This is a genomic window from Meiothermus sp. (genome assembly GCF_037443965.1).
GTDB lineage: Bacteria > Deinococcota > Deinococci > Deinococcales > Thermaceae > Meiothermus.
Window position 1 is genome coordinate 59,694 of sequence record NZ_JBBINI010000007.1, and the last position, 26,293, is coordinate 85,986.

Consider the following 26,293-nt stretch of genomic DNA (forward strand, 5'->3'; position numbering starts at 1 on the left):
AGAATGGGCAGCTATCTTCTGCGCCGCATTCTGGTGGCCATCCCCACCCTGCTGCTGATCTCGGTGCTGGTGTTTGCCATCATCCAGCTCCAGCCAGGGGGCTTCCTGGAGAACCTGCTGGAAGACCCCCGCGTCAGCCGCGAGACCATAGAGAACATCCGGCGGCAGTACCTGCTTGACCAGCCGGTCTGGGTGCAGTACCTGCACTGGCTGGGCGGCATCGTCCGCGGAGATTTTGGCTACTCCTTCCTCAATAGCCGCCCCGTCTCGGAGCTGATCTGGGAGCGCATGGGCTGGACGGTTTTCCTGGCCGCCCTGACCATTTTGGCTACTTGGGTAATCGCCATTCCCCTGGGCATCTACACCGCCCTTAACCGCTACGGCCCCTCGTCCACGGCACTCAACTTTGTGGGCTATTTTGGGCTGGCCACCCCAGACTTCCTGGTGGCCCTTCTGCTCATCTTCTTGGTTTTGCAAAGCGGTGGGACTGCCGTGGGGGGCCTTTTCAGCCCGCAGTACATTGATGCACCCTGGAGCTGGGCCAGGTTCCAAGACATGCTGGCCCACCTCTGGATTCCCCTGATTGTGATTGGTCTGGACGGAACCGCGACCATCATGCGGCAGATGCGGGCCAACCTGCTGGACGTGCTCTCGCAGGACTACATCCGCACCGCCCGGGCTAAAGGGCTGGCCGAGCGGGTGGTGCTCTGGAAGCACGCGGTGCGTAACGCCATCAACCCGCTCATTAGCCTGGCCGGACTCCAGCTACCCACCCTGATTTCGAGCACCATCATCGCCTCCATCGTGCTGAGCCTGCCCACCATTGGGCCCTTCCTGTACGACTCCCTCTTGAACAAAGACCAGTACGTGGTGATGGCCCTCTTGATGCTTTCGGCGGTACTGCTGATGGTGGGCAACCTGCTGGCCGACGTGTTGCTGGCCTGGGTAGACCCCCGCATCCGTTACGAGTAGGCCCATGGACAAGCGCAATAACCCCCTCTACCTGGCCTGGCGGCGCTTTTTGCGCTCCAAGCCGGGGATCATCAGCGGCATAGTTCTGCTGGTGCTGTACCTGGTGGCCTTCCTGGCCGGCTTCCTGGCCCCCAACAATCTCACCGTGCAGCACCCCGATGCCATCTATCAGCCGCCCCAGCGGGTGTATTTCTTCCGCGATGGCCGGCCCGTGCGGCCCTACGTGTACCAGCTCAAGCGCGAGCGCGACCCGGTTACCTTTATCAGCACCTACAGGGAAGAGCGCTCCCAGCCCACCCCCATCCGCTTCTTCATTGCCCAGGGCGAGCCCTACCGCTTTTTGGGGTTCAAAACCAACTGGCACCTGTTTGGGGTGGCCGAGCGCGAGGGGTACTTTTTCCCTTTGGGCACCGACCAGTTTGGCCGCTGCCTCTTCTCGCGCATCCTGGTGGGGTCGCAGGTTTCGCTCACGGTGGGGGTGATCGGGGTGCTGATCTCCTTTTTAATTGGGATTTTGTTGGGGGGCATCTCGGGCTACTTTGGTGGCTGGGTGGATACCCTCATCCAGCGCATCACCGAGGTGCTGCTCTCGATTCCCCGGCTGCCCATCCTGATGGCCCTTTCCACGGTGATTCCGGCCAGTTGGCCCAGCACCTATGTGTACCTGGGCATTATCGCGGTGCTCTCGTTTATCGGCTGGGCGGGGCTGGCCCGGGTGGTGCGCGGGCAGGTGCTGGCCCTGCGTGAGGTGGACTATGTGACCGCCGCGGTGGCCCAGGGGGCCTCCAACCTGCGCATCATTCTGCGGCACATCGTGCCCAACCTGAGCAGCTACCTGATTGTGACCGCGACCCTGGCCCTGCCCGGCTACATCATCGGCGAGTCGGCGCTGTCGTTTTTGGGGCTGGGCATCAAAGAACCCATGGCCAGTTGGGGTCTGCTCTTGAAGGATGCACAAAACTTCCAGTCGCTGAGCCTCTACCCCTGGCTGCTGACCCCCGGCATCCTGATATTTATCTCGGTGCTGGCCTACAACTTTTTCGGCGATGCGCTGCGGGACGCCGCGGACGTGCGCTCGAGGGATTGAGAGGAGGTACGCATGAATAGAAGAGGGTTTTTACAGCAAGCTGCGCTAGGGCTGGGCGCAGGCATTCTGGCCCCCGGCCTCTGGGCACGCGGGCTGGCCCAGGGCGGGGCCGCCAACGTTCCGGCTAACCTGTTCCAGGAGATTGGCCGGCGTGGAGGCACCCTGACCCTGCCCCTGGGTTCGACCCCGCAGAGCTGGAACTACTTTGCGGTGATTGATAACTTCGCCTACACCGTGCTCAACAACGTATTCGATCGCCTGATGCAGCTCGACCAGATCAGCTTTGAGCTGGTGGGCGTGCTGGCCGAGTCCTGGAGCATCTCCAAGGACGCCCGCACCACCACTGTCAAGCTGCGCAGCGGCATCAAGTGGTCGGACGGCACCCCCTTTACCGCCGACGACGTGCTCTTCACCTTTACCGAGGTGGCTTCCAACACCAACCTGCGGGCCAACCAGGCCGCCACCCTCACGGTGGCTGGGGTGCCACTGCGCTTCGAGAAGGTAGATGACCTCACCTTCCGGGTGATCTCGAGCAAGCCCTACGGGGCGGTGCTACAGGCCCTGACCTTCTCGCCCATCCTGCCGCGGCACAAGCTGGCCCAGTTCAAGCCCAAGGAAGACCCCGGCGGCTTTAGCCGGGTCTGGGCCACCAACACCGACCCCAAGGAGATTGTGGGCACCGGGCCTTTTATCCTGCAGAGTTACGTGCCCGACCAAAAAGTAACCCTGGTGCGCAACCCCAACTCCTGGCGGCGCGATCCCCAGGGCAACCAACTGCCCTACTTCGACCGCCTCGAGTACCTGATTATCCGCGATCCCAACGTGCAGATCGCCCAGTTCCGGGCCGGCAACCTCGACCAGGTGCCCATCACCGGGGCCCAGTTTCCCGAGCTCAAGCGCCTCGAGGTCGGGGGGGCCAAAATCCGCGTGCTGAGCGGCAGTACCATCTACACCTCACCCCCCCACTGGGGCTTCAACTTCGACGTGCCCAACCCCGAGCTGCGCGAGCTTTTCCGCAACCTGACCTTCCGCAAGGCCATGCAGTTTGCCGTCAACCGCAAGCGCATCATCGAGGATGTGTACAACGGCCTGGCGGTCTTGCCGGGGCATGGGGTGGCACCGGGTACCTTCTGGTACTACGATACCCGCAGCTACCTGGGGGAGTTTAGCCTCGAGCGTGCGGCGGGCCTGCTGGACTCGCTGGGGCTGCGGCGCGGTAGCGACGGGCAACGGCGGCTGCCCAGCGGAAGGGTCCTCGAGTTCGCTTTCACCTATGCCTCCGACTCGGCCCCTTTTGCGGCCATTGCGGCCATCCTGCAAAACGACCTGCGCCAGATTGGGGTCAAGCTCAACCTGCAAGGCATCCAGCAGGGCACCTTGCTGGCAACCGCCACCGGCGGCAACTTCGAGAGCATCCTGATGGCCTACGGCGACCAGCCCGACCCGCAGTTGCGCAAGGACATCTGGCAGCCCGGTGGCCAGCTCAACTACTGGCACCGCTCGGTCTGGCCCGACCGGGGGAGCACGGAGCCCAAGTTTGACCAGATGTTCCCCTGGGAGAAAAACATCTGGGAGATCTTCCGCCAGGCCGAGCAGCTTGGTGACCAGAACGAGCGCAAACGCCTCTATGACCGCTGGCAACTGCTTTCCGCCCAAAACCTGCCGGTGATTATGATTGCCAAACCCACCGCGGTGGCGGCCGGACATGCCCGGTTGGGCAATTTCTTCGCCCGCGACAACCGCATCATCTTCACCAACTTCAGCATGTTTGAGAAAGCCTGAGTGGCTCGATGCTTATTGGCCCAAAGACCTCTTTGGGTGCATCCTGCGAGGTGCACCCAAATAAATCTTCCCGAGCGATAGACGAGGTATCTCAACACGCCATGAGCTTGCCGTCAGCTAACCCAAGGGCTCGCGGCTACCGGCCACGGGGCGCTCATCTTGCACACTTGCCAAGGCTCGGGCATCACTCTGAATGCGTAAGAACGGTGCGCCCCGAAGTGAGCGTCTCGAGCCATAGACGAGGCGTACGCAGCTTATGAAAGAAGGCTCCAAGAATTCCATAAGCTCGCGCCCTACCGGCCTCGAGCGATAGACGAGGCACACTCAGCTTATGAATGAAGGCCTACCAACTTCCCATAGCTCGCGCCCTACGGGCCTCGAGCGATAGACGAGGCATTTCAACGAACTATGAGTTTGCCGTCAGTTAACCCAGGGCTCGCGCCTACCGGCCTCGAGCGGCTTCTCGATGAACCTGGCCTTCTAGGAAAAACAGGGCGCGTTGGACTGTTGAGCCATCCGGCAGGGGTGACCCGCGACCTGGTTCCCGCTGCGGTGGCCTTGCTGCAAAAAGGAATCCGACTCGAGCGCCTGTTTGGGCCCGAGCACGGGGTGGATGGCTCGGGGCAGGCCGGCCAGGCCCCCGAGATGGCCGCCGACCCCCTTACCGGCCTGCCCGCGCACAGCCTCTACGAAAAAAAGCCGGACGAGCTGGCGGCCCTCATCGCCCAGGTGGATACCCTGCTGGTGGACTTGCAGGACGTGGGGCTGCGCTACTACACCTATGTTTCCACCCTGGTGCAGGTGCTGGGGGCGGCCCGGCAGAGGGGGGTGCGGGTGGTGGTGCTCGACCGGCCCAACCCCCTGGGCTTTGCAGTTTCGGGGCCCATCCTGCAACCGGCCTACCGCTCGTTTGTGGGGATGCTCGAGCTACCCCTGCGCCACGGCCTCACCCTGGGAGAGTGCGCCCGCTATGTAGACCCGGATGTGGAGGTCATCCCCTGCGACCCCCAGGCTGCCTTTGGCCCCGAGGCCCTGCCCTGGGTTCCGCCCTCGCCCAACCTGCCCAACCTCGAGAGCGTCTGGCTCTATACCGGCGTAGCCCTGGTGGAAGCCTCGGCAGCCTCGGAAGGGCGGGGCACCGCGCTGCCGTTTGGGCTGGTGGGGGCACCGGGGCTGGACGCAGCCCGGCTGGCCCGGCGGCTGAACGAACTGGGGCTGCCGGGGGTGCGCTTCAGGCCCACCTTTTTCACCCCTTACTTCTCCAAACACCAGGGGCAACGCTGCGCGGGGGTGCAGGTGCACCGGGCGGGCCCGCCCGCTGACCTGCTGGCCGTGGGCCTGGCCCTCCTGGGGGCGCTGGCCGAGCAGGGGGTGGCGATTAACCCGGGCTGGCTCCAGAAGCTGCTTGGCATTCCCTTCACCCCGGATTTGCTCGAGCCCGAACAGGCCCTGGCCCATACCCACCACTGGGCTGCCGAGGCGCGGGCCTATGCCCAATCCCATATGCAAACCTGCTGGCTGTATCCGCGCCCTGCTTTAGCTGTCTAACTCGAGCTCCTCTAAGGCCTCCCGGTGAATGCGCCGGGCCAGGGCGGCCAGCTCGGTGTGCTCGAGGCGGGCCAGCAACTCCTCGTCCAGCGGGTCGAGGCGAAGCCCAAAGAGCCAATCCTCCGGCGCATCGCTCTGGCGGCAGGCCCGCAGAACATCCTGCAGCCAGGCCGCGCGGTAGCGCTCGAGCACCGGGTGATCCAGTCCCTCGAAGGGGCCTTCTTTGCCTCGAGCGTCTTCCCATAAATCCACCCGAAGCTCGGGAACCCTACACAGGGCGTAGGGCCTGAGGAAATAACCAGGCGCGCGGGGCGGGCGTCCGGGCTCGAGGGCGCCCAGCAGCTCCGACCACAGCACCCTGAACTCGCCGTCGGAGACCTCGAGGGCCTCCATCAGGGCTTCCTTGCTCCAGTCGCGGATGAGCAGCAAGGCCAGCAGGGTGCGGGTTTTCTCGCGCTTAAGGCGCACTTCCTGGTGATTGACCCAGACCTGAAACGGGCCTCGAGCGCGAATTTCAACGCTCACGCCGGGATGATAGGCCACATCCAGCTTTCCAGCCTCCCACAGGAGCCTGCGGCTAAGGTGGACTGGTGGAGCAAAAAGCGTGGCGTTTTGCAGAAAGGGATAGCGCCCCAATAACCCTTCTGGATCCGATTTCCATTGCGCGTTTCTGGCCAGGGCCAGCAAGAATGGGTCATCCACCCCGGCCAGTACCGGCAAAGCAAAGGGTTCGCCGCGGCGCAGGTGCGCCTGTGCCGCCACCAGGGTCATGAAGGCTTCCACCCAGGCATCCCCCGACTCGCGGGCATACCGTACCATCTCGCCAAAGGCTTTACGCTCACCCAGTGCCGCAAGCCCTCCCAAGGGTTCTACCCTGAGGCGAGAGGGGCCTCCTTGCGAGAGCGAAAGGGAACGCTGGTAGGCCTCTCTGGCTTCCTGCCAGCGGTTTTGGGCCAGTAAAGCATGCCCCAGCCGAGCCTCTGCCAGCGCCACCACAAAGGGGCTGCCCAGGGTCTCTCCTTCACGTCGGCCTTTCTGCGCTGCCTCCTCGGCACTTGGGGCATTTCCAGCCACTGCCTCCAGCAAAGCCAGCAGAAGGGTGCCTTCACGGTGGTTTTGTGGTGCGCGGCCCGTGGCGCTGGACTTTAGCTGCCGCAGTTCGGCCAGGGCCTGTTCGGGCCGCCCGCTGCGCAGCCAAACCCTAGGGCCATCCAGCCCCAGGGCCCTGGCCTCCTCTACCCTGCCGCTGTTGAGAAGGTTTTCTGCCCAGAGCTGTGCAGCCTCCTTGGGATAGCTGACCCGCGCAGCCTGCAGATACCCCTGGGCTTTGGCCGGCTCGACGGTATCGAGATAGAGCCGAGACAAGCCCAGCAAGGCCCGCTGGAAGCCCTCCTGCAGGGCCAACTGATACACCTGCTCGGCTTCGGCGTAGCGCCCGGCCTGGCGAAGGGCCTCGGCATGCAAGTAGCGCAGTCCTGGACGGGTTCGCAGCATATCCTCTGGTAGCCGCTCGAGCATCGCCAGCACGGTGTAGGTAAGCCCTTCGGAGAGCCAGGCCTGGCCTTTGCTCAGCACCAGGTCTGCGGCATGGCCCATGCGTCCGGCCTCGAGCAAATACCCCGCCGCCCGCACATCCTCGCCCCGCTGCAAAACAGCATCGGCGGCCCTGGAAAGCAGGTTCCGCACCTCCTCGGGCTGAAGCAGGGTCATGAGCGCCTGGCGTACCAAAGGATGAAAGCGAATGCGGCTGCCCACACTTTCCAGCAGTAAGTCTGCTGCGTAGCGCTCGAGCAACCCCAGGTCGCCTACCCAGGCCGTCTCCTCCGGCCCCAGCTCCCCCAGCACGCTGGCCCTGGCAGCCAGTTGTTGCACCTCGTCCGGCAGTGCCGGCACCAGGTAGGCCAGCAGGCCCGCGGGGTCGGGATGGGCATAAAAGGCTTGTTCTGGCTTGGCCCCCCGCTGCATGGCCCGCAACAACAAGCGCAACCCCAGAGGCCAGCCCCGCACCAGGCTATGGGCCTGCTCGACCTCGAAAACCGGCAGCTCGGGGGCAATGGCCTCGGCCAACTGCAAAGCCTCCGCCGCGTCGAAGGCCAGCTCGCCCTCGCCCAGCACCCGCCCCAACACCTCCCAGGGGGCGGCCCGACGGGTTAGTACAGCAATGTGTAAACCCGGAATCTGCATCAGCATTCGCAGCAGGGCCACATTCTCCCGGCTGGCGGCCCGCTGGGCCTCATCCAGTACCAGCAGGTGGGGAGGCCCCGCGCTCAGGGCCTCGAGCATGGCCTCGCCGGCGCTGGCCCAGGCCCCGCGCTCGAGGGCCGAAGAAACCCCGTCCAAGCCCTGGCCCCACCGCGGCCTATACGCCTCCAGCAGGTGCCAGCCCAGCACCACCGGATCTGAGCAGTCCTCCCCCAGGGTAAGCCAGACCGCGGGGCGGGCCGAGAGCAGCGTGGACTTGCCATACCCAGCCCCTGCCGCCAGCACCATCAGCGGGCTTTTGGTAAAGCCCCGATGCAGTAGCTCGCTCAGGCGTTGCCGCTCCACCTCCCGCGCGGTGCGGGGAGGAAGCAACCGACTTTTGGGCACTCGGTAGGGCATTAAGACATAGTTTATCTCGCCTTGGCAGGGCCCGGCATTGAAATGTTCTGAGCCTGACCCAAAGCAATCGAAGGGCAATGTGTCCCTGGGGAAAAGACTAGATTAAGACTAGGTTCTTTTCAGGAGGCCACCATGCGCCAGGTAATCACCGTAGATGGGAATGAGGCGGTTGCCAGAGTCGCCCATAAGCTCAACGAAGTTATTGCCATCTACCCCATCACCCCTTCCTCGCCCATGGGCGAGTTTGCCGACCAGTGGAGCGCCCAGGGCAGCCCCAACCTTTGGGGTACGGTACCTCTGGTTCAGGAAATGCAGTCCGAGGGAGGGGCTGCCGGGGCTGTACACGGGGCCCTGCAAACCGGAGCCCTCACCACCACCTTCACCGCCAGCCAGGGCCTGCTGCTCATGATCCCCAATATGTATAAAATTGCGGGAGAGCTGACCAGCACGGTCTTTCACATCGCTGCTCGCTCGATCGCTGCCCAGGGGCTTTCCATCTTTGGCGACCACTCGGATGTGATGGCCACGCGGGCTACCGGCTGGGCCATGCTGTTTGCAGGTTCGGTACAGGAAGCTCAAGACTTCGCGCTGATTGCCCAGGCCAGCACCCTCGAGAGCCGCATTCCCTTTCTGCACATCATGGATGGATTCCGCACCTCCCACGAGGTGATGAAGATTGAAGCACTCGACGACGAAGACCTCCGCGCACTGGTCAACGAAGAGTTGATCCGGGCGCACCGGGCCAGGGCCCTTTCCCCCGACCGCCCTGTGCTGCGCGGAACCGCCCAAAACCCGGATGTGTATTTTCAGGCTCGAGAGACCGTCAATCCCTATTACCAGAGGGTTCCAGGCATCGTGCAAGATTACATGAACCGCTTTGCCGAGCGCACCGGGCGGCAGTACAGGCTATTCGACTACTATGGCGCACCCGATGCCGAACGGGTTGTGGTACTGATGGGCTCGGGGGCCGAGACCGCCCAGGAAACAATCGAGTACCTGCAAGCCCAGGATGAAAAGGTTGGGCTCGTGAAGGTGCGGCTCTACCGCCCTTTCAGCGTTGAGGCTTTTATCGGGGCCCTTCCGTCCAGCGTACGGGTTATTGCCGTACTCGACCGCACCAAAGAGCCCGGCAGCGCCGGCGAACCGCTTTATCAAGACGTGGTCACCGCCGTGGCCGAGGGCCTTTCCCAAAACCGTCCGCTGGTTATTGGGGGTCGGTACGGGCTTTCTTCAAAAGAGTTTACACCCGCCATGCTCATCGGCCTATTCGAGGAAATGAAAAAGCCCTCCCCCAAAAACCATTTCACCCTGGGCATCCACGACGACGTATCCCATGCCAGTCTGCCCTACGACCCCAACCTGTGCATCGAACCCCCCGAAGTTAAGCGTTCGGTGTTCTGGGGCCTGGGGTCGGATGGGACGGTGGGGGCCAACAAAAACTCCATCAAAATTATCGGCGAGGAGACCGATTTCTACGCTCAAGGCTATTTCGTCTACGACTCCAAAAAGTCGGGGGCACGCACCATCAGCCACCTGCGTTTTGGTCCCAAACCCATCCGCAGCACCTACCTGATTCAGGAGGCCGATTTCATAGCGGTGCACCAGTTCGGTTTCCTCGAGCGCTACAACGTGCTGGAAACTGCACGGGAGGGGGCTACCCTGCTCATCAACAGCCCCCACGACCCAGCCGAGACCTGGAACCACCTGCCCTACGAAGTGCAGGCCCGAATCATCGAGAAGAAGCTGACCGTCTACACCATCAACGCCTATAAGGTCGCCAGGGATGTGGGGCTGGGCAACCTGATGAATACGGTGATGCAGGTCTGTTTCTTTGCCCTCTCTGGCGTACTGCCGCGCGAAGAGGCCATTGGGAAAATCAAGGAGGCCATCCGCAAAACCTATGGAAAACGCGGAGAAGCAGTGGTTCGCAAGAACTTTGCCGCCGTAGACGCTGCCCTGGCCCACCTGTACCCCATCGAGGTACCCGCTGCCCCCACCAGCACCCTTCGGATGCCCCCAGTGGTCTCGCCCCAAGCCCCCGCCTTCGTGCAGACCGTCACCGCACCCATGCTGGCCGGTAAAGGCGATAACCTTCCGGTAAGCGCCCTTCCCGCAGATGGCACCTATCCAACAGGTACCAGCCAGTGGGAAAAGCGCAACATCGCCCAGGAGGTGCCGGTCTGGGATCCCGCGGTCTGCATTCAGTGTGGTAAGTGCGTGCTGGTCTGCCCCCACGCGGTTATTCGGGCCAAGGTAGCCCCACCCGAAGCCTTTGCTCAAGCACCGGCAGGCTTCCAGACGGCTAAAGCGATGTGGAAGGGATTGGAAGACCAGCGCTACACCCTACAAGTTGCGGTAGAGGACTGCACGGGTTGCTCGCTGTGTGTGGAGGTTTGCCCGGCCAAGAACAAAAGCCAGGTCGGTCGCAAAGCCATCAACATGGAACCCCAACTACCCCTGCGGGCCCAGGGCCGCGAACACTGGGAGTTCTTCCTGAACCTGCCCGATTACCCACGTCACGACAGCCTGAGCTTCAGCACGGTCAAAAACGTACAACTGCTGCAACCGTTGTTCGAGTTCTCGGGGGCCTGTGCAGGCTGTGGCGAGACCCCCTACTTGAAACTTTTGAGCCAGCTCTTCGGCGATCGCTGTCTAATTGCCAACGCCACCGGCTGCTCGAGCATCTACGGGGGAAACCTCCCCACCACCCCCTGGACCAAAAACCGCGCGGGGCGCGGCCCCGCCTGGAGCAACTCCCTGTTTGAAGACAACGCTGAGTTTGGTCTGGGAATGCGCCTTACCCTGGATAAACAAAACCAGTATGCAAGAGAACTACTGGGCCAGATGCGGGAAAAGCTGGGCGCTGAACTGGTGGATGCGCTGCTGCAGGCCGATCAGTCCGACGAGGCCGGCATAGATGCCCAGCGTGAGCGCGTTGCGCTCTTGAAATCCAGACTGGAGGGCCAGGAAGACGCAAAGGCCAAGGACCTGCTGAGCCTGGCGGATGTCCTGGTACGCAAGTCGGTATGGATTGTAGGAGGCGATGGCTGGGCTTACGACATTGGCTTTGGGGGGCTGGATCACGTCCTGGCCAGCGGACGCAACGTTAAGCTCCTGGTGCTCGACACCGAGGTGTACTCCAATACCGGTGGTCAGTCCTCCAAGGCCACCTCGCTGGGAGCGGTGGCGAAGTTTGCTTCCGGTGGTAAATCCACCCCCAAGAAAGACCTGGGGCGCATCGCCATGAGCTATGGCTATGTCTATGTAGCCCAGGTGGCCATGGGCGCCAACGATGCCCAGACCGTGAAAGCTTTTTTGGAAGCCGAGAGTTACCCCGGCCCGGCCCTGATTATTGCCTATAGCCACTGCATCGCCCACGGCATTGATATGGCCAAAGGCATGGAACAACAAAAACTGGCCGCCGAATCGGCCTACTGGCCGCTCTTTCGCTACGACCCCCGCCTGAAAGCCCAGGGCAGGAACCCCTTCCAACTCGACTCTAGGCCGCCCAAGATTGGCTTCAAGGACTACGCGCTGCACGAAAACCGCTACCGCATGCTGCGGCAGATCAACCCACAAGCGGCCGAGCAGATGTTCCAGGCTGCCCAGGAGGCCATCTTGGCCCGCTGGAGGGACTATGAACAAATGGCCGGGGTTGCGGCAGAAGAAGGAACCCCTCAACCAAGCCCTTCCACTGCATCACCGGCTACGGCAAGGGAGGAAGTATGAGCAAGCCCGACCTGAGCACTAGCTACCTGGGGATTAAGCTGGCCCATCCAGTGGTCGCCTCGGCCTCGCCCCTCTCTTATACCTTGGATGGAATTCGCAGGCTCGAGGACGCAGGTGTCGCAGCGGTGGTGATGTACTCGCTTTTCGAGGAGCAGATCGAGCAGGAAAGCCATGCGCTGCATCACTATCTGGAATATGGCACCCATAGCTACGCCGAAGCGCTGGACTACTTTCCCCAGCCAGACCAGTTCAATGTGGGGCCACACGAGTATTTGGAGCTTCTTCGCAAGGCCAAGGAGGCCACCCAAATTCCCATCATGGGCAGCCTGAATGGGGTCTCGTCGGGGGGCTGGATCGAGTATGCCCGAATGATGCAAGAAGCCGGAGCCGATGCCATCGAACTGAACCTGTATTACCTTCCTACCGACCCCACCCTGACCGGCCTCGAGGTGGAAGAAATGTATCTGGATGTGGTGCGGGACGTCAGCCAGAGCGTTACCATCCCGATCGCGGTAAAGGTGGGGCCTTACTTCAGCAACTTTACCCACATGGCCGCTCGTTTTGTGCAGGCCGGCGCCTCGGGACTGGTGCTCTTCAACCGCTTTTACCAGCCGGATTTTGACCTGGAGCATCTGGAGGTAACCCCCAACCTGGTACTGAGCCGTGCCGATGAGTTGCGCCTGCCGCTGACCTGGATCGCTATTCTGTACGGGCGTATCCAGGCCGACTTTGCCATTACCAGTGGGGTACACTCGCACCTCGAGGTGCTCAAGGGCATGATGGCGGGGGCTAAGGTGGTCATGATGGCCTCGGAGTTGCTGAAAAATGGCGTGGAGCGGGTAGGAGCCATTCTGCAAGACCTGCAAACCTGGATGCAGGAGCACGAATACGAATCCATCCGGCAGATGCAGGGTAGCATGAGCCAGAAGCATGTCGCCAACCCCGACGCTTTCGAGCGGGGCAACTACATGAAGGTACTCCGCTCCTGGCGGCCCGACCCTACCGGCAGGCTCGTCAAATAGCCTGCCAACAAAAAACCTCGAGCGGCCATCCTGTCGAATCCTACGTTTGCTGAGCCTGCCGACGCACGGTTGCCAAGCTTACCGAAGTAGAGCACCCCCTAGCTCTGTTCGGCGAAAAAAGCGGACCGGTATCAGGCGTGTAACAAGTTTGTAACAACCCCTGGGTAAATTCACCTCAATCAAGTCTTGGGGTTTGAGATGGCATATCTACGGGGCCTAGGGGTTTACCTACCTGTTCCACGCATGACCAGCAGCGAGATTGCCGCTGCCAGCGGCCTGCCGGAGTGGGTTGTGCGGGACAAGCTGGGTATTAATCAAAAGCCCGTTCCGGGCCCCGACGACCATCCCGCCCGCATGGGCGACTGGGCTGCCGAACAGGCCCTGGCCGAAGCTCAGGTGGAGGCGTCGGCCATAGACGTGGTGATCAGCATTACCGACGAGCATAAAGATTACCCCGTCTGGACCAGTGCGCCGCTCATTGCCCAGATGGTACAGGCCCACCGGGCCTGGTGTTTCGACCTGAACCAGAAATGCGCCACCTTCGTAACCGCCCTGGCCGTGGCAGAGGGCCTCTTTGCCAGCCGCCCGGAGGTACAAACGATTCTGATTGCCGGGGGCTATCGCAACGGCGACCTGATTGATTTCCGCGACGAAGCAGTGCGCTTTATGTACGACCTGGCCGCAGGGGGCGGCGCCGCGGTTTTGAGCCGCAAGGGGCCCGGCCTCAAACTGCTCTCCAGCCAGCTCAAGACCGACTCCATGCTGGCCAATGCCGTGCGGGTTCCGGTGGGGGGCACCGTAGCCCCTCTCAACCACACCAACACCGACCAGTACAAGCTGCGCGTGGCCGAACCCGAGCTGATGAAGTCCCGGCTGCAAGAGGTCTCGATACCCGGTTTTATGGAGGTGATCCACGGGGCTTTACGGCAGGCGGGCTATACCGCTGCCGACCTGGATTATCTGGCCCTCTTGCACATGAAGCCCTCGGCCCACAAAGCGGTTCTGGATGGTCTCGGACTGCTCGAGGAGCGCTCGATTTATCTATCCGACTATGGGCACCTGGGCCAGATAGACCCCATTCTTTCCATTCGGTTGGCCAAACAGACCGGCCAGATTGGCCCGGGCAGCCTTCTGGCGCTGGCCGCGGCAGGGGTGGGGTATCACTGGGGCGCAGCCGTCTTACGTTGGGAAGAGGCCGAAACGGAGGGCGCATGGAGCTAAATGCCAACTGGCTGGCCCGCCTAGCCGAGTACCACCCAGACCGTCCCGCAGTGTTCTGGCGGGGGCGCTGGGTGAGCTATGCCGAGCTATACGGGCGGGCTGTTCGGGCGGCCCGGTCGCTGGCGGGGCTGGGGGTGCAGAAGGGAGACCGGGTAGGGGTCTTGAGCCTGAACCATATCGGTTACCTCGAGCTCTTCTTCGCCGCGCCGCTGCTGGGTTTCATCCCCACCTTGTTCAACTACCGCTTGAGCGAGGCGGAGCTGAAAGGCCTGGTCGAATACATCAAACCCAAGGCGCTCTTCTATGGAGCGGACTTCACCGAGCAGGCCCAAAAACTGCACCCGTCTTCCTACGCCCTCGAGGCCCTGCACACCCTTCCGGCTGGACCACTCAGCCCCTACCAGGCCGGGCTCGAGGACACCGCCCTCATCCTGTTCACCGGCGGTACCACCGGGCTACCCAAAGGAGCCCAGATTCCCTACCGGCAACTACTGACCAACGCCTTCCAGACCTGCATGAGCTGGGGTTTGCGACACGAGGACCGTTACATTGTCTCGACGCCCATGTTCCATGCCGCCCTCAATGCTTTGTGTACCCCGCTGCTCTACCTCGGGGCCAGCGTGATCATTCAGGAGAAATTCGACCCCGCCGAGTACCTCCGCTGGGTCGCGGAGCATCAGGTGAGCCTGTTGTTTCTGGTGCCCACCATGTACCAAATGCTGGCCCAGCATGCCGATTTCGCCTCGGCCAATCTGCAAAGTGTGCGCTGGGCCATCTCGGGCGGAGCCCCCTGCCCGGCTCCGGTGCGGCAGGCTTTCAAGACCAAGCAGGTTCGCTTCAAACAGGGCTATGGCCTTACCGAGTGCGGTGTCAACTGCTTCACCCTGGACACAGACGAGGCGGAGCAGTTCCCCGAATCGGTCGGCTACCCCATGCCGCATCTCTGGGCCCGGCTGGCGGATGCCGAGGGAAAAGACGTAAGGCAAGAAGGCGAGCTATGGCTGGGAGGGCCGGTGGTCATGTCGGGCTACTATGGGCAAGCAGAACAAACCACCGAGGCCCTGGTTGAGCACGAGGGTCGCATCTGGCTGCGCACCGGCGATCTGGCCCAGCGCGACGAAGCCGGACGCTACTACATCGTGGGGCGGGCCAAGGAGATGTTTATCTCCGGTGGGGAGAATGTCTATCCCATCGAGATCGAACGTGCCCTCTACGACCATCCGGCGGTGCTCGAGTGCGCCTTGGTCGGGGTTCCCGATGCTCGGTGGGGCGAGGTCGGCCTGGCCGCGGTAGTGCTCAAAAGCCCCGTCAGCGAGGAAGACCTGCGCCACTTTTTGAAAAGCAGGCTGGCTGGATACAAGGTACCCAAATACTTTTACTTCACCTCAGAACTACCCAAAAGTGGGCCGGGCAAAATCCTCAAAACGGAGCTGGTAGCACGTTTTAGGAGGCAGCATGCCTAGGCTTGCCATCCGCACAACCGAGCTGTACTACCAACTAGACGGCCCTGCCGAGCCCATGCAAAACCCGGTGTTGGTGCTTGCCAACGGCATCTTTCAGCGTACCGAGGCCTGGGAGCCACTCATGCCGCACCTGCAAGGTTTTACCGTCCTGCGCTATGACATGCGCGGCCAAGGCCAGAGCGCGGTGCCCGAAGGGCCCTACACCCCGGCACTCCATGCCGACGACCTAGAAGTGCTCTTGCAAACCCTGGGGATTGACAACTACTACCTGCTGGGGCTTTCCAACGGGGGTATTGTCGCTCAAATTCACGCCATCCGGCAGCCCAGGGGCCTGCAAAAGCTCATCCTGCTCTGCACCACACCGCGGCTCGATCCGCTTACTCGGGCCAAGGTCGAAAGTTGGCAGTGGGCCTTGGAACACGGTGGAACCAGGGGACGCCTGCAAATCGCCCTGCCCTGGATCTGGGGAAGAACCTTTTTAGAAAGCCACCCCGAAATCAACACCCCTCAAGCCCTGGAACAAATGTCCGAGCAGGCCCCTACCTTGGAGGCCCAAAAAAACCTGCTGGCCGGCTTCCTCACCCTGGAAGATTTGCGGCCTCAACTGCGTGGTATCCGGGTGCCTACCCTGGTACTCTCAGGGGAAGAAGACCTGCTGTTTACGCCTTTTTACAGCCAGGAAATTGCCAATGCGATTCCCCAGACCGTACACCACGTGCTTCCCAGCGTGGGGCACGTTGCGGCCCTGGAAAACACAGCGCTTCTCGCACAAGAAATCTTATCCTTCCTGGAGGTCAGAGCATGAAGTTCAAGGTGGGCGACAGCGCCAGCTATAGCCAGACCATCGGCGAAGCCCATATCGCGCACTTTATCGGTGCGGTGGGGGATACCAATCCTTTGCACGTAGATGCTGAGTTTGCCAAGAAAAGTCGCTTCGGTCAGCGCATCGCCCAGGGAATCCTGGTAGCCGGACTGATCTCGACCGCCATCGGCACCAAACTTCCTGGGGTAGGTGCTGTGTATTTGGGCCAGAACCTGAGGTTTTTGCGGCCTACCTACATCGGCGACACCATCACCGCCACCATCACGGTCAAAACCATCCGCGAGGACAAACCTATTCTGACGCTGGAAACCATCTGTACCAACCAGCATGGAGAACAGGTCATCACCGGAGAGGCTACCGTTCTGTATGAGGAGGTCATCTGATGGCTGGTCTTTTGGTCAACCTTTTATCCCACTCCCCCTTTCCTGAATCCGTAGGGAAAGGGATAAGTCAAGGTTTCGCTCTTAGGAGGAAGGCATGAAAAAAGTTTTGGTGGTTCTGTGGGTCGTCTTAGGCATGGCCAGTCTTGCGCTGGCCCAAACCACGGTGCGGGTAGGCGTGCTGTTGCCTATCTCGACGGTGGCAGGTAAGGCTGCGCTCAACGGTGTGCAGCTTGGCGTGGATCAGGTGAATGCAGGGGGGAAAGTCAAGATAGAGCTGGTAGTGGTGGACGACGGCAACGCGCCCGCTGCCGCAGTTCCGGCCCTCACCAAGCTGATGACCGTAGACAAAGTAGACATCGTGATTGGCGGGCTGGCCTCAGGCGTAACCTTTGCCCTTTCCGGCCCGGTCAAGCAATACAATCCGCTGTTTTTGTGCATCGGTGCGGCCAGCAGTGTGGTTGAGCAGGCTTTTAGCGATTATGGGCGCTTCTTCCACTACCACCCCTGGGACTACCACAACGTGGCGGCCGCGCTGGACTTTTTCAAATCGCTCTACGACAACGGGGCCCGCCGGGTAGCCATCCTGTACGAGGATGGGCCGTTTGGCTCGGCCGGCATTCAAACCTACCGCCAGCAGTTGCAAAACCAGGGCTACACCGTGCAAGCCGAGCCCTTTAAGTCGGGCTCCGGCAGCTTCACGGCCATTCTGACCCGGTTCAAGTCGTTCCGTCCGGACATTCTGTACTGGATTGGCTACGACGTGGATGCCCTCCCCATCGCCGCCCAGACCCGGCAAGTGGGGCTAGAACCCAAGCTGATTTACGGTGCTCCGCCCGCCTGGCCTTTGGGTTTTGAAAAGAACAACCTCTCCAACGATATCGCCGGAATGACGGCCTGGCTGCCCTCTGTGGCCAACAATGAAAGCCGCCGATTCGTAACCCTTTACCGCCGGAAGTATAACGAGGTTACCGACGAGTACATGGCGCCGATGGGCTATGTGATAGCGCTCAGTCTGGGCCGCGCCGTTGAGGCAGCTAACTCAGCCGATAAGGATCGCATTGCGGCTGAACTGGCCAAGGTACAGATGGACACGCCTTTCGGCCCGCTTTCCTTCAAGCCATCCGATACCGGCAGAACCAGGTTCCAGGGCTTCAACCAGAGCATCTGGCTACAGTTCCAATACCTGGAAGGTTCACGCCGCCCGGTCTTCCCGGCCAATCGCGCGGCCCGTCCCTTGCGCTTCCCCGGCAACTACTAGACCCCACGGGAAGCCCGTCACGGAAAACAGCGTATTTGCGCTTCCTGCAGGGCCCCAGGATGAGGGAAAATCCGTGGCAGTAACGAGTAGAGGGCAGGGGGCTGGCGTAGAGCAGCCGTTCAGGCTTCCGACGCTCTGCCCTCAACTCCAAACCTTCAACCCAGACTATGGAACTTCTTTTGCAGACGCTTATTAACGGCATTCTGGCTGCCGGCATCTACGCCCTGGTGGCCAGCGGGCTGGCCCTGGCGGTGGGCGTTGTAGGTATCGTCAACTTCGCCCACGGCGAGTTCTCCATGATTGGGGCTTTCGTCTCCTACCTGCTTTTTGTCTCGGCAGGCATCGATCCAATGATCTCCTTGGGCCTGGCCGCCATCGTGCTTTTTCTGGTGGGCGCCATCACCTACTATGGCCTGATACGCCCGGTGCTGGCAGCACCTGAGCTCAATCAGATGCTGCTCACCTTTGGCATCTCGGTGGCCCTACAAAACATCGCCCTGCTCTTGTTTGGGGCCGATACCCGCGTGGTCTCGACGGCCTATCAGGGCGCTACCATAGCGTTGGGGGGCGTTTCCTTTGGCGTTCCGCCTTTTGCAGCTTTTGTGTTGTCGGTGGGGCTTTTGGGTGGGTTGTACTGGTTCTTGGGCCGAACCCGGCTGGGGTTTGCGGTGCGAGCCGTGGCGCAGAATCGTCTGGCTCCGGGTCTGTTGGGTATCGAGACCCAACAGATTTATCTGCTGGCTTTTGGTCTTTCCGCTGCGCTGGCCGGGGTGGCTGGGGTGATGCTATCGGTGATGTTGTACGCCTCCCCCACGGTGGGTTTTGCCTACACCCTCAAGGCCTTCGCCATTATCGTGATGGCGGGTTTGGGCAACTTGCGGGGGGTGGTTCCTGCCGCCATCGTTCTGGCTTTAGCCGAGGCGGTTGTAAGTACCTATGTGCCCGGTGGGGGTGGCTGGGTGGAGGCGGTGTTCTTTTTGGTTATCTTTATAGCGCTGACCTGGCGTAGCTGGAGGTTGGCATGATGCTGGCGGGGGCTCTACTCCTGCTGGCCCTGGTTTTGCCGGGGCTTCCCCTGGGTTCGTGGCGGGCCTTCCTGCTGGATGCTGCCCAGTTTGCCTTTTTGGTTAGTGGCCTGGCGCTGGCCTGGGATCTGCTGGCCCGCACCGGGCAACTATCGCTGGCCCACGGCGCTTTTTTTGGCCTAGGGGCCTATGCCACAGCACTTTCCATACCGGCCCTGGGCACCATCCCGGCCTTGCTGGTAGGAGGGGGCATTGCCGCACTGTCCAGCCTGTTGTTGGGGCTGGCAACCCTGCGGCTACAGGGCATGTATTTCGCCATTGCAACCCTGGCTTTTAGCGAGGTTATGCGCACCCTGGTACTCAAAGCGCAGTTTACGGGCGGCTCAATTGGTCTGCCGGTACAGCCCGCTTTTGCCGGCGCATACCCACTGGGGGGTTACTATCTGGCAGTAGCCGTCTTGATCATCTGTACGCTGGTGAGCCTGCTAATGAGCCGCAGCCGCCTTAACTATGCGATGGCCGCTACGCGCCAGGGGGAAGCGGTGGCCCGTGTGCTGGGGGTCTCGGTGGTGCGGGTCAAGCTGGTTGCTTTCATGATCTCGGCTTGCCTGGCTGGGCTGGCGGGAGGCGTCTATGCCATGAAGACGCTATTCCTCTCCCCCTACGATGCCTTTGGTCTGGGCCGGGCCGTTGAAGCCCTGGTGATACCAATTTTTGGGGGGCTCTATACCACCACCGGGCCGCTATTGGGCGGCTTGATTATTGTGAGCCTCGAGACCTGGCTACGCTTGCGCATTGGCGAGGGCTACCTGGTGGTGTATGGGGTGATTCTGGTGCTGACCATCCTGTTTTTACCCAAGGGCCTGATGGGTCTTTTGGCCCGCCGCAGGGGAGCCCGCCATGCTTAAGGTTTCCGGACTGACCAAACGCTTTGGAGGGGTGGTAGCGGCCAACGAGGTGAACCTGGAGGTTCGTGGGGGCGAAATCCTGGCCGTCATTGGCCCCAACGGGGCAGGCAAGAGCACCCTGCTCAACTTGCTTTCGGGACTGACCCGCCCGGATGCGGGACGGATCGAGTTTCTGGGGCTGGAGATTACCCACAGCGTGCCCGAGGTGCGAACCTGGAGAGGGCTGGGAAGGGCCTTTCAGATTGTGCAGCCCTTTCACGAGATGACGGTGCGGGAAAACTTGATGGTGGGAGCCCTCTACGGCAAACCCGGTACTTCCCTGGCTACGGCCCAGAAAGTGGTGCAACAGGTGCTCGAGCTAACCGGGCTCTCGGCCAAAGCCGATACCGAAGCAGGGGAGCTGACGCTTTTGGAGGACAAGCGCCTCGAGCTCGCCCGGGCCCTCTCTACCCAGCCCAAACTGCTGCTCCTGGACGAAGTGATGGCCGGGCTACGCCCCGCCGAGGCCATGGAAGCGGTCGAGCTGGTCAAGCGCATCCGGGCCAGCGGGGTGACGGTGCTGTTTATTGAGCACCTGATGCCGGTGGTACGGGCGCTGGCCGACCGGGTGGTGGTGATGGACTACGGTCAGGTGATCGCCGAAGGCCCCTACGACGCGGTGGCCGCCAATGCTCGAGTACGCGAGGCCTATCTGGGGAGGAGCGCATGATCGGGGTCGCGGGCCAGACTGCCCAAAAACAGACACCGGCGGCCACCAGGAGGTCAAGGTGAAACTATCGGTCACCGACCTTACCGCCGGCTACGGTAAAGCCCAGGTGTTGTTTGGGCTCGGCCTCGAGGTGGCCCAGGGCGAACTGGTTGCCCTACTGGGGGCCAACGGTGCGGGCAAAACCACAGCCCTGCGCACCATCTCGGGCCTGCTCAAACCCTGGGCAGGCCATATTGCGCTGGATGGGCAGAGCTTGCTGGGTGTTTCAGCCGCAAAGCGTGCCCAGATGGGCCTGGGACATGTTCCCGAGGGCCGCCAGCTTTTTCCCTTGATGAGCGTGGAGGAAAACCTGCTGCTGGGAGCGGCCTTTCTGGCCTGGCCGGGCAGAACCCAAGGGCTGGCGCGCATCTACAAGCTGTTTCCCCGTCTGGCCGAGCGCCGCTGGCAGATAGCCGGAACCCTATCCGGGGGCGAACAGCAGATGCTGGCCATCGGACGGGCCCTCATGGGCAGGCCCCGCATCCTGATGGTGGACGAACCCAGCCTGGGGCTTTCGCCCAAGCTGGCCGAGGAGGTGCTCTCCACCCTCGCGCAGGTCAAGGCCGAGGGCGTGGGCGTGCTGCTGGTCGAACAAAATGTGGCGCTTTCGCTGGAAGTGGCCGACCGCGGCTATGTGGTAGAGCATGGCAAGGTGGTCTTGAGCGGCAGTGCTCAGGAACTTTTGAGCAACCAAGGGGTACAGAAAGCCTATCTGGCTTTGTGAGGCCCCGACAAGATAGCATTAAGCCATGCAACTCAAGGGAAAAACGGCCCTCATCACCGGCGCCGGCAGCGGCATTGGCAAAGCCATCGCAGAGGTGTTTGCCCGCGAGGGCGCCAGAGTCATCCTAAACGACCTCTCCCCTTCGGCCAGTAGGGTCGCCGAGGCCGTGGGAGGCATCTTCATTCAAGCCGATCTCTCCAGTCAGGCCGCGGTGAAAGACCTGGCCCAGCGGGCGCTCGAGCATGGCCCCATTGATATCCTGGTCAACAACGCCGGTCTTCAGCGCATCAACCCGGTGGATGAATACCCCGAAGACACCTGGAACATGATGCTCCAGGTATTGCTCACCGCACCCTTCCAGCTCATCAAGTACACCCTGCCCGGCATGAAAGCGCGCAAATGGGGGCGCATCCTCAACATCTCCTCGCTGCACGGGCTGGTGGCCAGTCCTTATAAATCGGCCTACATCTCGGCCAAACACGGGCTGATGGGGCTCACCAAAACCGTGGCCCTGGAGGTAGCAGAGTATGGCATCACCTGCAACGCTATCTGCCCGGCTTATGTCAAGACCGGCATCGTGGAGGCCCAGATTGCCGATCAGGCCCGTACCCTGCACATCTCCGAGGCCGAAGCGATCGAGAAAGTGATGCTGGCGCCGGCGGCCATCAAGCGCCTGATTGAGCCGGAGGAAGTCGCGGAGTACGCACTTTTTCTGGCCTCTGACAAAGCCGGGGCCATTACCGGTTCAGCACAAGTGATAGATTTAGGCTGGACCGCGCGGTAAATACCAAACTCTCTTTACCCCTTTCCTCTTTGCTAGCAGATGCGGCTGACCTTTATCACGATAAAGTCGAAACCCTCGTTGTTCTGCAGATCCCTGGCCTTGAGCCGCAGACGTAGGGTGTCGCTAACCTCGCAACTGGTGTAGTTGATGCTGTCGGAGGGCTTCCAGTCGCCGTTGGGGGCCGGGTTGACCGGCAAAGTTTGGAACCCGGTGCCAGTAGCGGGGTTGTAGCCGGTGGTCACATCCCAGGAGAGTGTGACCGCCCCACCCTCGGGGTCGGTGGCGGTGCCCGCGAGCTTGACCACCGTATCCGGCCCGATGCTGATGCCGTTCTGCGGGCTGGTGAGGTTCACCACCGGGGGCAGGTTGCTGGGCGGATCCACTACCGTGATGCTTACGGTGACACTGGTGCTACCGCCGTGCGAGTCGGTGCCGGTGAGGGTGAGGGTACGCGGGCCGTTGGAGCCAAAGCTGGCCGCTACGTCGCAGCCGGTTTTGGGGAAGGCGTCGCCCCCGGCGCTGCTGGTCCAGCTCAGCTTGTCGCAGGTGAGCTGGAAGTTGGGTTCATTGGGGTCGAAGCTGACCCCGCGCAGGGTGTAGCTCACCCCGCGGAAGAGCTGCTGGCCGCCGAAAGGCGAGTTAATAGCCACGGTGGGGGCGGTGTTGACTACGTTGACCGTGCGGCTGGCGGTGGAACTGGCCCCGCCGCTATCGGTCGCGGTGACGGTGATGGTGCGGGGGCCCAAGGTGGCGGGGTTGAAGGCCACGCTGCGCCCGCTGCCCAGGCTGCCCTCAACGCTCGAGGTCCAGGTGATGGTGCAGCAGGGGAAGGGATCCTCGAAGTCGGTGACGCTGGCCTCGAGCGTCCCTGCCTGCCCGATCTGGACGGTGCCGCTGGTGTTGATCTGGATGGTGGGAGGGATGTTGCCCAGCACCCGGCGTACTGCCGCCAGGGCGTTGACGTACTTCTTCACCTTGGGGTCGGGGCTGGAGTGGGCGGTTTCCTTCAGAATGTCCTCCACCTCGCCCGCGCTCAAGGAGGGCTTGGCCGCCCAGATTAGGGCCGCTACCCCGGCGGCGAAGGGGCTGGAAAAACTGGTGCCGCTGATGGGCCGGGCGTGGTTGGCCGGGTTGTCGGGGTCGGGGCCGACCCAAAGCCTGTAGGGCGCAAAGATTTCCACGTCGCCGTCGTCGTCGCCGCCGTCATCGGAACTAAAGTTGGAGCCGGAGGCGCGGTTCTTAGAGTTGACTGCCAGCCCGCCCACGCAGATCACCCCACCGCTCTCACAGGGCACGTGCCAGGTCTCCTCCCAACAAACGACGAAGCAGTCCTCGGCCTCGACGTTCTTGCCGTCGTTGCCCGCCGAGGCAAAGATCAAGGCCCCGCTGAATCGGATGGCCCGGGTGGCCACCTCCAGCGGGATCGCGCTCCAGGCCAGCGCCGCCGGGATGGGCACGCTGTAGCTCATGTTGATCACCTTGGCCCCGGCGATGCGGGCCTCGGAGAGCGCGGTGATGGCGCTGAAGTGGTCGTAGGAGGTATAGACCAGCACCAAGTCGGCCACCGGCCCCGCCGAGCCCGCCGCCCCGTGGTTGTTGTCGGCTACCCCGGCTGCTGCATGGGCCACCGCCGTGCCGTGCCAGGGGCAGTCGTTGCCGCCCGAGCAGGACAGCAGGTTGGGGGTACCGATAGCGGATCGCAGCGGCACGTTGGAGATGGCGAACCAGCCGGGGGGGAAGTCGGCGTCGGGCTGGAAGCCCATGTCCAGGATGCCGATCTTGACCCGGTTGGAGATTTTCCCCGCGGCCTCCAAGGCCCGCCAGGCCTCGGCCACCCCGATGTCCTGCACACTCACCCCGCCGCTGTTCATGTGCGGCCAGTTGAAGGCATTAACGGTGTAGGCCACCCCGCTCAGGGTGTCGCCGCTGGGGGCCTCGGCAGTAGCCCGGTCGGAGAACACACTTCCTTGACTGACCCAGTTGACCCCCACGCTCAGGCCGCTGGCCCCCTCGCGGGCGGCAGCGGCCAGCAGCTTGTGGCCCGCCCCACTAGACACGGCCAGCGCCCCCCGGCTGTCCTTGTCCAGGGTGCGCAGGTCGGCGGAGAGCTTGGCGGTGTCGGCGGCATCGGCCTTGACCCGCACCAGGTGCTGCTTGCTCATGCCGGTGAGGCCCGCTGGGGCGGGGTCGAAGGTTTTGAGCACCACACCCTGCCAGCGCCCCAAGAAGGCGTTTAAGGCAGCAGTGTCGTCGGTTGAGACGATCAGTTCGTTCTCCACAAAGTCGGCTTGGTTGCCCTTGGCATCGCGGACGGTGGCCAGGGGACGGGGTTGGCCGTCTTCTAGGGGTGGCAGCGATGGTTTGGCGGGCTTGAGGCTGGTATCTTCACTTACCGTGGGCAAAGGAAGTTGTTGTGGCTGTGAGGTCTGGCAGGCTGCCAGCGCAGCCATAAAGATAACCAAAAACAGTTTGCGCATAGCTCTCTCCTGGGCCTAGGGGCCAATAACAGATCGAGTGGTAAACGAGCCACTCACTTCGGCGGGGATATGCAGGCGAACCTCGCGCCCGCTGCCGAGTTCCATTGCCCCGGTACCGAGCTTCCAGCTCACGGTGGCCCCAAAGCCGTAAGAGCTGCTGGGGGTATAGGTCATCTGGGTGCCCTCGGTATTCCAGGTGAAAGCACCGGGTATGAGGGTGGTACCCACCCTGACCTCGAAGGCCGCCTGGGTACTGGGCTGTTCCATCGGCTCGGAGAAATTGAGCACGATGGGTGAGGTGGGCGAGACATTAATCGGCGGTCCGAAGCGGCTCGAGGGGGTGAAGCTCAGCACCCGGGGGTTGAAGTTGGGGGTGGTAAAGCCGAACTGGTAGGGGGCCAGCATGGCGTTGCCCGCCGAGTCCCTGGCCCCGATACCGAGGGTAACGGTGTAGTTGGAGAGCTGCACGAGCGCACCGTTGCAACGGGCGGTGTTGCCAGTCCAGACCCAGCTACAAGCCATAGCCGGCTGGCTTAGGAAGGCCGCCTGCACCGACTGCTGGTCCATGGCCTCGTTAAAGGTGAGCTCTACAAAGCCCTGGCCAGTGGTGGGGGTGCTGCCGGTGTTGCGCGAGACTACGATGGGCGGGGTGGTGTCGGGGGTGGCCCGCATCGAGAAGGCCACGGTATTGGGTCCCGAAAGCAGGTTGCCGCTTTTATCCCGGGCCGAGATTACCAGCACGTGGGTCTTGCCGCTTTGGAGCTGGTCGGTGGGGGTAAACCGGGCCACCGTGTCGCCCTCACTCCAGGTAGGTGCACCGAAGTTCACCGCGGTGGGGGTGGCGCAGGTGGCGGTGGCGGGGGGGTTGGTGCTAACGCACATCCCGATCTCCACTGAGGCAGTGTCCATAGGCTCGGAGAAGGTGAAGCGCAACGCAGGCACCAGCATCAGGTCTTGCGCCCCGTTCGCAGGTTCGGAGGAGGCCAGGGTGGGGGCTACCATGTCCTTGGTGGTCACACTGGCGGTGGCAGATCGTGCCGAGCGGTTTCCGCTGGTGTCCTGAGCGTCCACCGCATAGAAGTAGGTCTTGCCGTTCTCGAGGCCAGTCACCCTGGCCAGTGCAGCGGGTTTCTCCACAAACAAGATGGGAACCAGAGCATCGGCAGCAGAACCCACATAGACCGTATAGCCAGCTAGATCCGGCTCAGTACCGGGGTTCCAGTCCACAAAGAACTCACCGTCGCCCGCGGTGGCCTTGACCCCGCTGGGGGTGGCGGGCGGGGTGTTGTCGGGTGGGGGGATGGTCTGAAAGGTGATGGTTTTGTTTCCGGAGAGGTTGTTACCTGCTTGATCCTTACCTTCTACACTCACTGTGTAGCTGGTGCCGGGCGCCAGATCGGAAGGGTCGTAGACCACCGAGCTAGGGTTGTTCCATACCGGTGTGCCCAGGCTAAGCGCAGGGCTAACGCTCACCACTACCGTACCCTGGTTCATCTCTTTGGAGAAAGTGATAGAGAGTTTAGCACTCAAGGCGACATCGGTAGCACCGTTAGCCGGTACGCTGCTCACAATGGTGGGTGGGTGGGTATCACCACCCTTGCAGCCCCATCCAACCAAAACCAGCGCCAGCAAGACCGCATGGCGCCCAATCCTGCCCGCACCCAGGACTATCTTTACCATTCCTTACCTCCTGTCATCCGCTCATCTTGGTGACAGGGGTGTTATGGTTGCGTTACAG

General features: G+C 62.2%; 19 protein-coding genes. 16 read left to right on the forward strand and 3 right to left on the reverse strand.

Going from position 1 to position 26,293, the window contains the following annotated elements:
* The first annotated feature begins 3 nt into the window (after positions 1-3).
* The 4 genes from WKI89_RS05770 (at position 4) to WKI89_RS05785 (ending at position 5,389) form a co-directional block, all read left to right on the forward strand.
* On the forward strand, positions 4-972 hold the full coding sequence (locus tag WKI89_RS05770; RefSeq protein ID WP_337868223.1) for an ABC transporter permease: 969 nt from the start codon (positions 4-6) through the stop codon (positions 970-972).
* A 4-nt stretch (positions 973-976) separates the two neighbouring features.
* Entirely contained in the window at positions 977-2,059 is a 1,083-nt protein-coding gene (locus WKI89_RS05775) for an ABC transporter permease (protein ID WP_337868224.1), read from the forward strand.
* Positions 2,060-2,071: 12 nt separating this feature from the next.
* Positions 2,072-3,841, forward strand: coding sequence for an ABC transporter substrate-binding protein (locus WKI89_RS05780; RefSeq protein ID WP_337868225.1), 1,770 nt, complete (start codon positions 2,072-2,074; stop codon positions 3,839-3,841).
* Between the two features lie 408 nt (positions 3,842-4,249).
* Positions 4,250-5,389 (forward strand): DUF1343 domain-containing protein, encoded by a 1,140-nt coding sequence (locus WKI89_RS05785; protein ID WP_337868226.1) that lies wholly within the window; start codon positions 4,250-4,252, stop codon positions 5,387-5,389.
* Here WKI89_RS05785 and WKI89_RS05790 read toward each other — a convergent pair.
* Positions 5,378-7,990 carry a hypothetical protein gene (locus WKI89_RS05790; RefSeq protein ID WP_337868227.1) on the reverse strand — a complete coding sequence of 871 codons (2,613 nt, stop codon included), beginning with the start codon at positions 7,988-7,990 and terminating at the stop codon, positions 5,378-5,380. The two genes, WKI89_RS05785 and WKI89_RS05790, sit on opposite strands and share 12 nt — an antisense overlap.
* A gap of 132 nt (positions 7,991-8,122) precedes the next feature.
* Between WKI89_RS05790 and nifJ the strand changes: the two genes are divergently transcribed.
* From nifJ to WKI89_RS05850, 12 genes are all read left to right on the forward strand, one after another.
* Positions 8,123-11,719, forward strand: a complete 3,597-nt coding sequence (gene nifJ, locus WKI89_RS05795) for a pyruvate:ferredoxin (flavodoxin) oxidoreductase (protein ID WP_337868228.1) — start codon at positions 8,123-8,125, stop codon at positions 11,717-11,719.
* Positions 11,716-12,741 (forward strand): dihydroorotate dehydrogenase-like protein, encoded by a 1,026-nt coding sequence (locus tag WKI89_RS05800; RefSeq protein ID WP_337868229.1) that lies wholly within the window; start codon positions 11,716-11,718, stop codon positions 12,739-12,741. Before nifJ ends, WKI89_RS05800 begins: the two co-directional genes overlap by 4 nt.
* 198 nt (positions 12,742-12,939) lie before the next feature.
* Positions 12,940-13,962 (forward strand): 3-oxoacyl-ACP synthase, encoded by a 1,023-nt coding sequence (locus WKI89_RS05805; protein ID WP_337868230.1) that lies wholly within the window; start codon positions 12,940-12,942, stop codon positions 13,960-13,962.
* The gene (locus WKI89_RS05810; protein ID WP_337868231.1) at positions 13,953-15,425 is read left to right on the forward strand and encodes an AMP-binding protein; all 1,473 of its coding nucleotides are present in this window, start codon (positions 13,953-13,955) and stop codon (positions 15,423-15,425) included. The genes WKI89_RS05805 and WKI89_RS05810 overlap by 10 nt, the downstream gene beginning before the upstream one ends.
* Positions 15,418-16,230 carry an alpha/beta hydrolase gene (locus tag WKI89_RS05815; RefSeq protein WP_337868232.1) on the forward strand — a complete coding sequence of 271 codons (813 nt, stop codon included), beginning with the start codon at positions 15,418-15,420 and terminating at the stop codon, positions 16,228-16,230. The genes WKI89_RS05810 and WKI89_RS05815 overlap by 8 nt, the downstream gene beginning before the upstream one ends.
* Positions 16,227-16,631, forward strand: a complete 405-nt coding sequence (locus WKI89_RS05820; protein WP_337868233.1) for a MaoC family dehydratase — start codon at positions 16,227-16,229, stop codon at positions 16,629-16,631. Before WKI89_RS05815 ends, WKI89_RS05820 begins: the two co-directional genes overlap by 4 nt.
* Before the next feature lie 94 nt (positions 16,632-16,725).
* Positions 16,726-17,889, forward strand: coding sequence for an ABC transporter substrate-binding protein (locus WKI89_RS05825; RefSeq protein ID WP_337868234.1), 1,164 nt, complete (start codon positions 16,726-16,728; stop codon positions 17,887-17,889).
* 167 nt (positions 17,890-18,056) lie between these two features.
* A complete protein-coding gene (locus tag WKI89_RS05830) occupies positions 18,057-18,914 on the forward strand; it encodes a branched-chain amino acid ABC transporter permease (protein ID WP_337868235.1) in 858 nt (285 codons plus the stop codon).
* Complete coding sequence (locus WKI89_RS05835; protein WP_337868236.1) at positions 18,911-19,822, forward strand: branched-chain amino acid ABC transporter permease; 912 nt, start codon at positions 18,911-18,913, stop codon at positions 19,820-19,822. The genes WKI89_RS05830 and WKI89_RS05835 overlap by 4 nt, the downstream gene beginning before the upstream one ends.
* Positions 19,815-20,531, forward strand: coding sequence for an ABC transporter ATP-binding protein (locus tag WKI89_RS05840; RefSeq protein ID WP_337868237.1), 717 nt, complete (start codon positions 19,815-19,817; stop codon positions 20,529-20,531). The genes WKI89_RS05835 and WKI89_RS05840 overlap by 8 nt, the downstream gene beginning before the upstream one ends.
* A gap of 58 nt (positions 20,532-20,589) precedes the next feature.
* Positions 20,590-21,294, forward strand: coding sequence for an ABC transporter ATP-binding protein (locus WKI89_RS05845; protein ID WP_337868238.1), 705 nt, complete (start codon positions 20,590-20,592; stop codon positions 21,292-21,294).
* Positions 21,295-21,319: 25 nt separating this feature from the next.
* The gene (locus tag WKI89_RS05850) at positions 21,320-22,078 is read left to right on the forward strand and encodes a 3-hydroxybutyrate dehydrogenase (RefSeq protein ID WP_337868239.1); all 759 of its coding nucleotides are present in this window, start codon (positions 21,320-21,322) and stop codon (positions 22,076-22,078) included.
* Between the two features lie 32 nt (positions 22,079-22,110).
* Here WKI89_RS05850 and WKI89_RS05855 read toward each other — a convergent pair whose 3' ends face one another.
* Together WKI89_RS05855 and WKI89_RS05860 are read right to left on the reverse strand one after the other, a co-directional pair.
* Entirely contained in the window at positions 22,111-24,555 is a 2,445-nt protein-coding gene (locus tag WKI89_RS05855; protein ID WP_337868240.1) for a S8 family serine peptidase, read from the reverse strand.
* A gap of 15 nt (positions 24,556-24,570) precedes the next feature.
* On the reverse strand, positions 24,571-26,235 hold the full coding sequence (locus WKI89_RS05860; protein ID WP_337868241.1) for an Ig-like domain-containing protein: 1,665 nt from the start codon (positions 26,233-26,235) through the stop codon (positions 24,571-24,573).
* Positions 26,236-26,293 lie beyond the last annotated feature (58 nt).

Bases quoted from the DNA above. Each gene is read 5' to 3' on its own strand.
- WKI89_RS05815 (WP_337868232.1), top strand. From the start codon at position 15,418: ATGCCTAGGCTTGCCATCCGCACAACCGAGCTGTACTACCAACTAGAC.
- WKI89_RS05790 (WP_337868227.1), bottom strand. From the start codon at position 7,990: ATGCCCTACCGAGTGCCCAAAAGTCGGTTGCTTCCTCCCCGCACCGCG.
- WKI89_RS05855 (WP_337868240.1), bottom strand. From the start codon at position 24,555: ATGCGCAAACTGTTTTTGGTTATCTTTATGGCTGCGCTGGCAGCCTGC.
- WKI89_RS05860 (WP_337868241.1), bottom strand. From the start codon at position 26,235: ATGGTAAAGATAGTCCTGGGTGCGGGCAGGATTGGGCGCCATGCGGTC.
- WKI89_RS05770 (WP_337868223.1), top strand. From the start codon at position 4: ATGGGCAGCTATCTTCTGCGCCGCATTCTGGTGGCCATCCCCACCCTG.
- WKI89_RS05830 (WP_337868235.1), top strand. From the start codon at position 18,057: ATGGAACTTCTTTTGCAGACGCTTATTAACGGCATTCTGGCTGCCGGC.
- WKI89_RS05840 (WP_337868237.1), top strand. From the start codon at position 19,815: ATGCTTAAGGTTTCCGGACTGACCAAACGCTTTGGAGGGGTGGTAGCG.
- WKI89_RS05800 (WP_337868229.1), top strand. From the start codon at position 11,716: ATGAGCAAGCCCGACCTGAGCACTAGCTACCTGGGGATTAAGCTGGCC.
- WKI89_RS05780 (WP_337868225.1), top strand. From the start codon at position 2,072: ATGAATAGAAGAGGGTTTTTACAGCAAGCTGCGCTAGGGCTGGGCGCA.
- WKI89_RS05820 (WP_337868233.1), top strand. From the start codon at position 16,227: ATGAAGTTCAAGGTGGGCGACAGCGCCAGCTATAGCCAGACCATCGGC.
- WKI89_RS05825 (WP_337868234.1), top strand. From the start codon at position 16,726: ATGAAAAAAGTTTTGGTGGTTCTGTGGGTCGTCTTAGGCATGGCCAGT.
- WKI89_RS05835 (WP_337868236.1), top strand. From the start codon at position 18,911: ATGATGCTGGCGGGGGCTCTACTCCTGCTGGCCCTGGTTTTGCCGGGG.
- nifJ (WP_337868228.1), top strand. From the start codon at position 8,123: ATGCGCCAGGTAATCACCGTAGATGGGAATGAGGCGGTTGCCAGAGTC.
- WKI89_RS05810 (WP_337868231.1), top strand. From the start codon at position 13,953: ATGGAGCTAAATGCCAACTGGCTGGCCCGCCTAGCCGAGTACCACCCA.
- WKI89_RS05785 (WP_337868226.1), top strand. From the start codon at position 4,250: ATGAGTTTGCCGTCAGTTAACCCAGGGCTCGCGCCTACCGGCCTCGAG.
- WKI89_RS05850 (WP_337868239.1), top strand. From the start codon at position 21,320: ATGCAACTCAAGGGAAAAACGGCCCTCATCACCGGCGCCGGCAGCGGC.
- WKI89_RS05805 (WP_337868230.1), top strand. From the start codon at position 12,940: ATGGCATATCTACGGGGCCTAGGGGTTTACCTACCTGTTCCACGCATG.
- WKI89_RS05775 (WP_337868224.1), top strand. From the start codon at position 977: ATGGACAAGCGCAATAACCCCCTCTACCTGGCCTGGCGGCGCTTTTTG.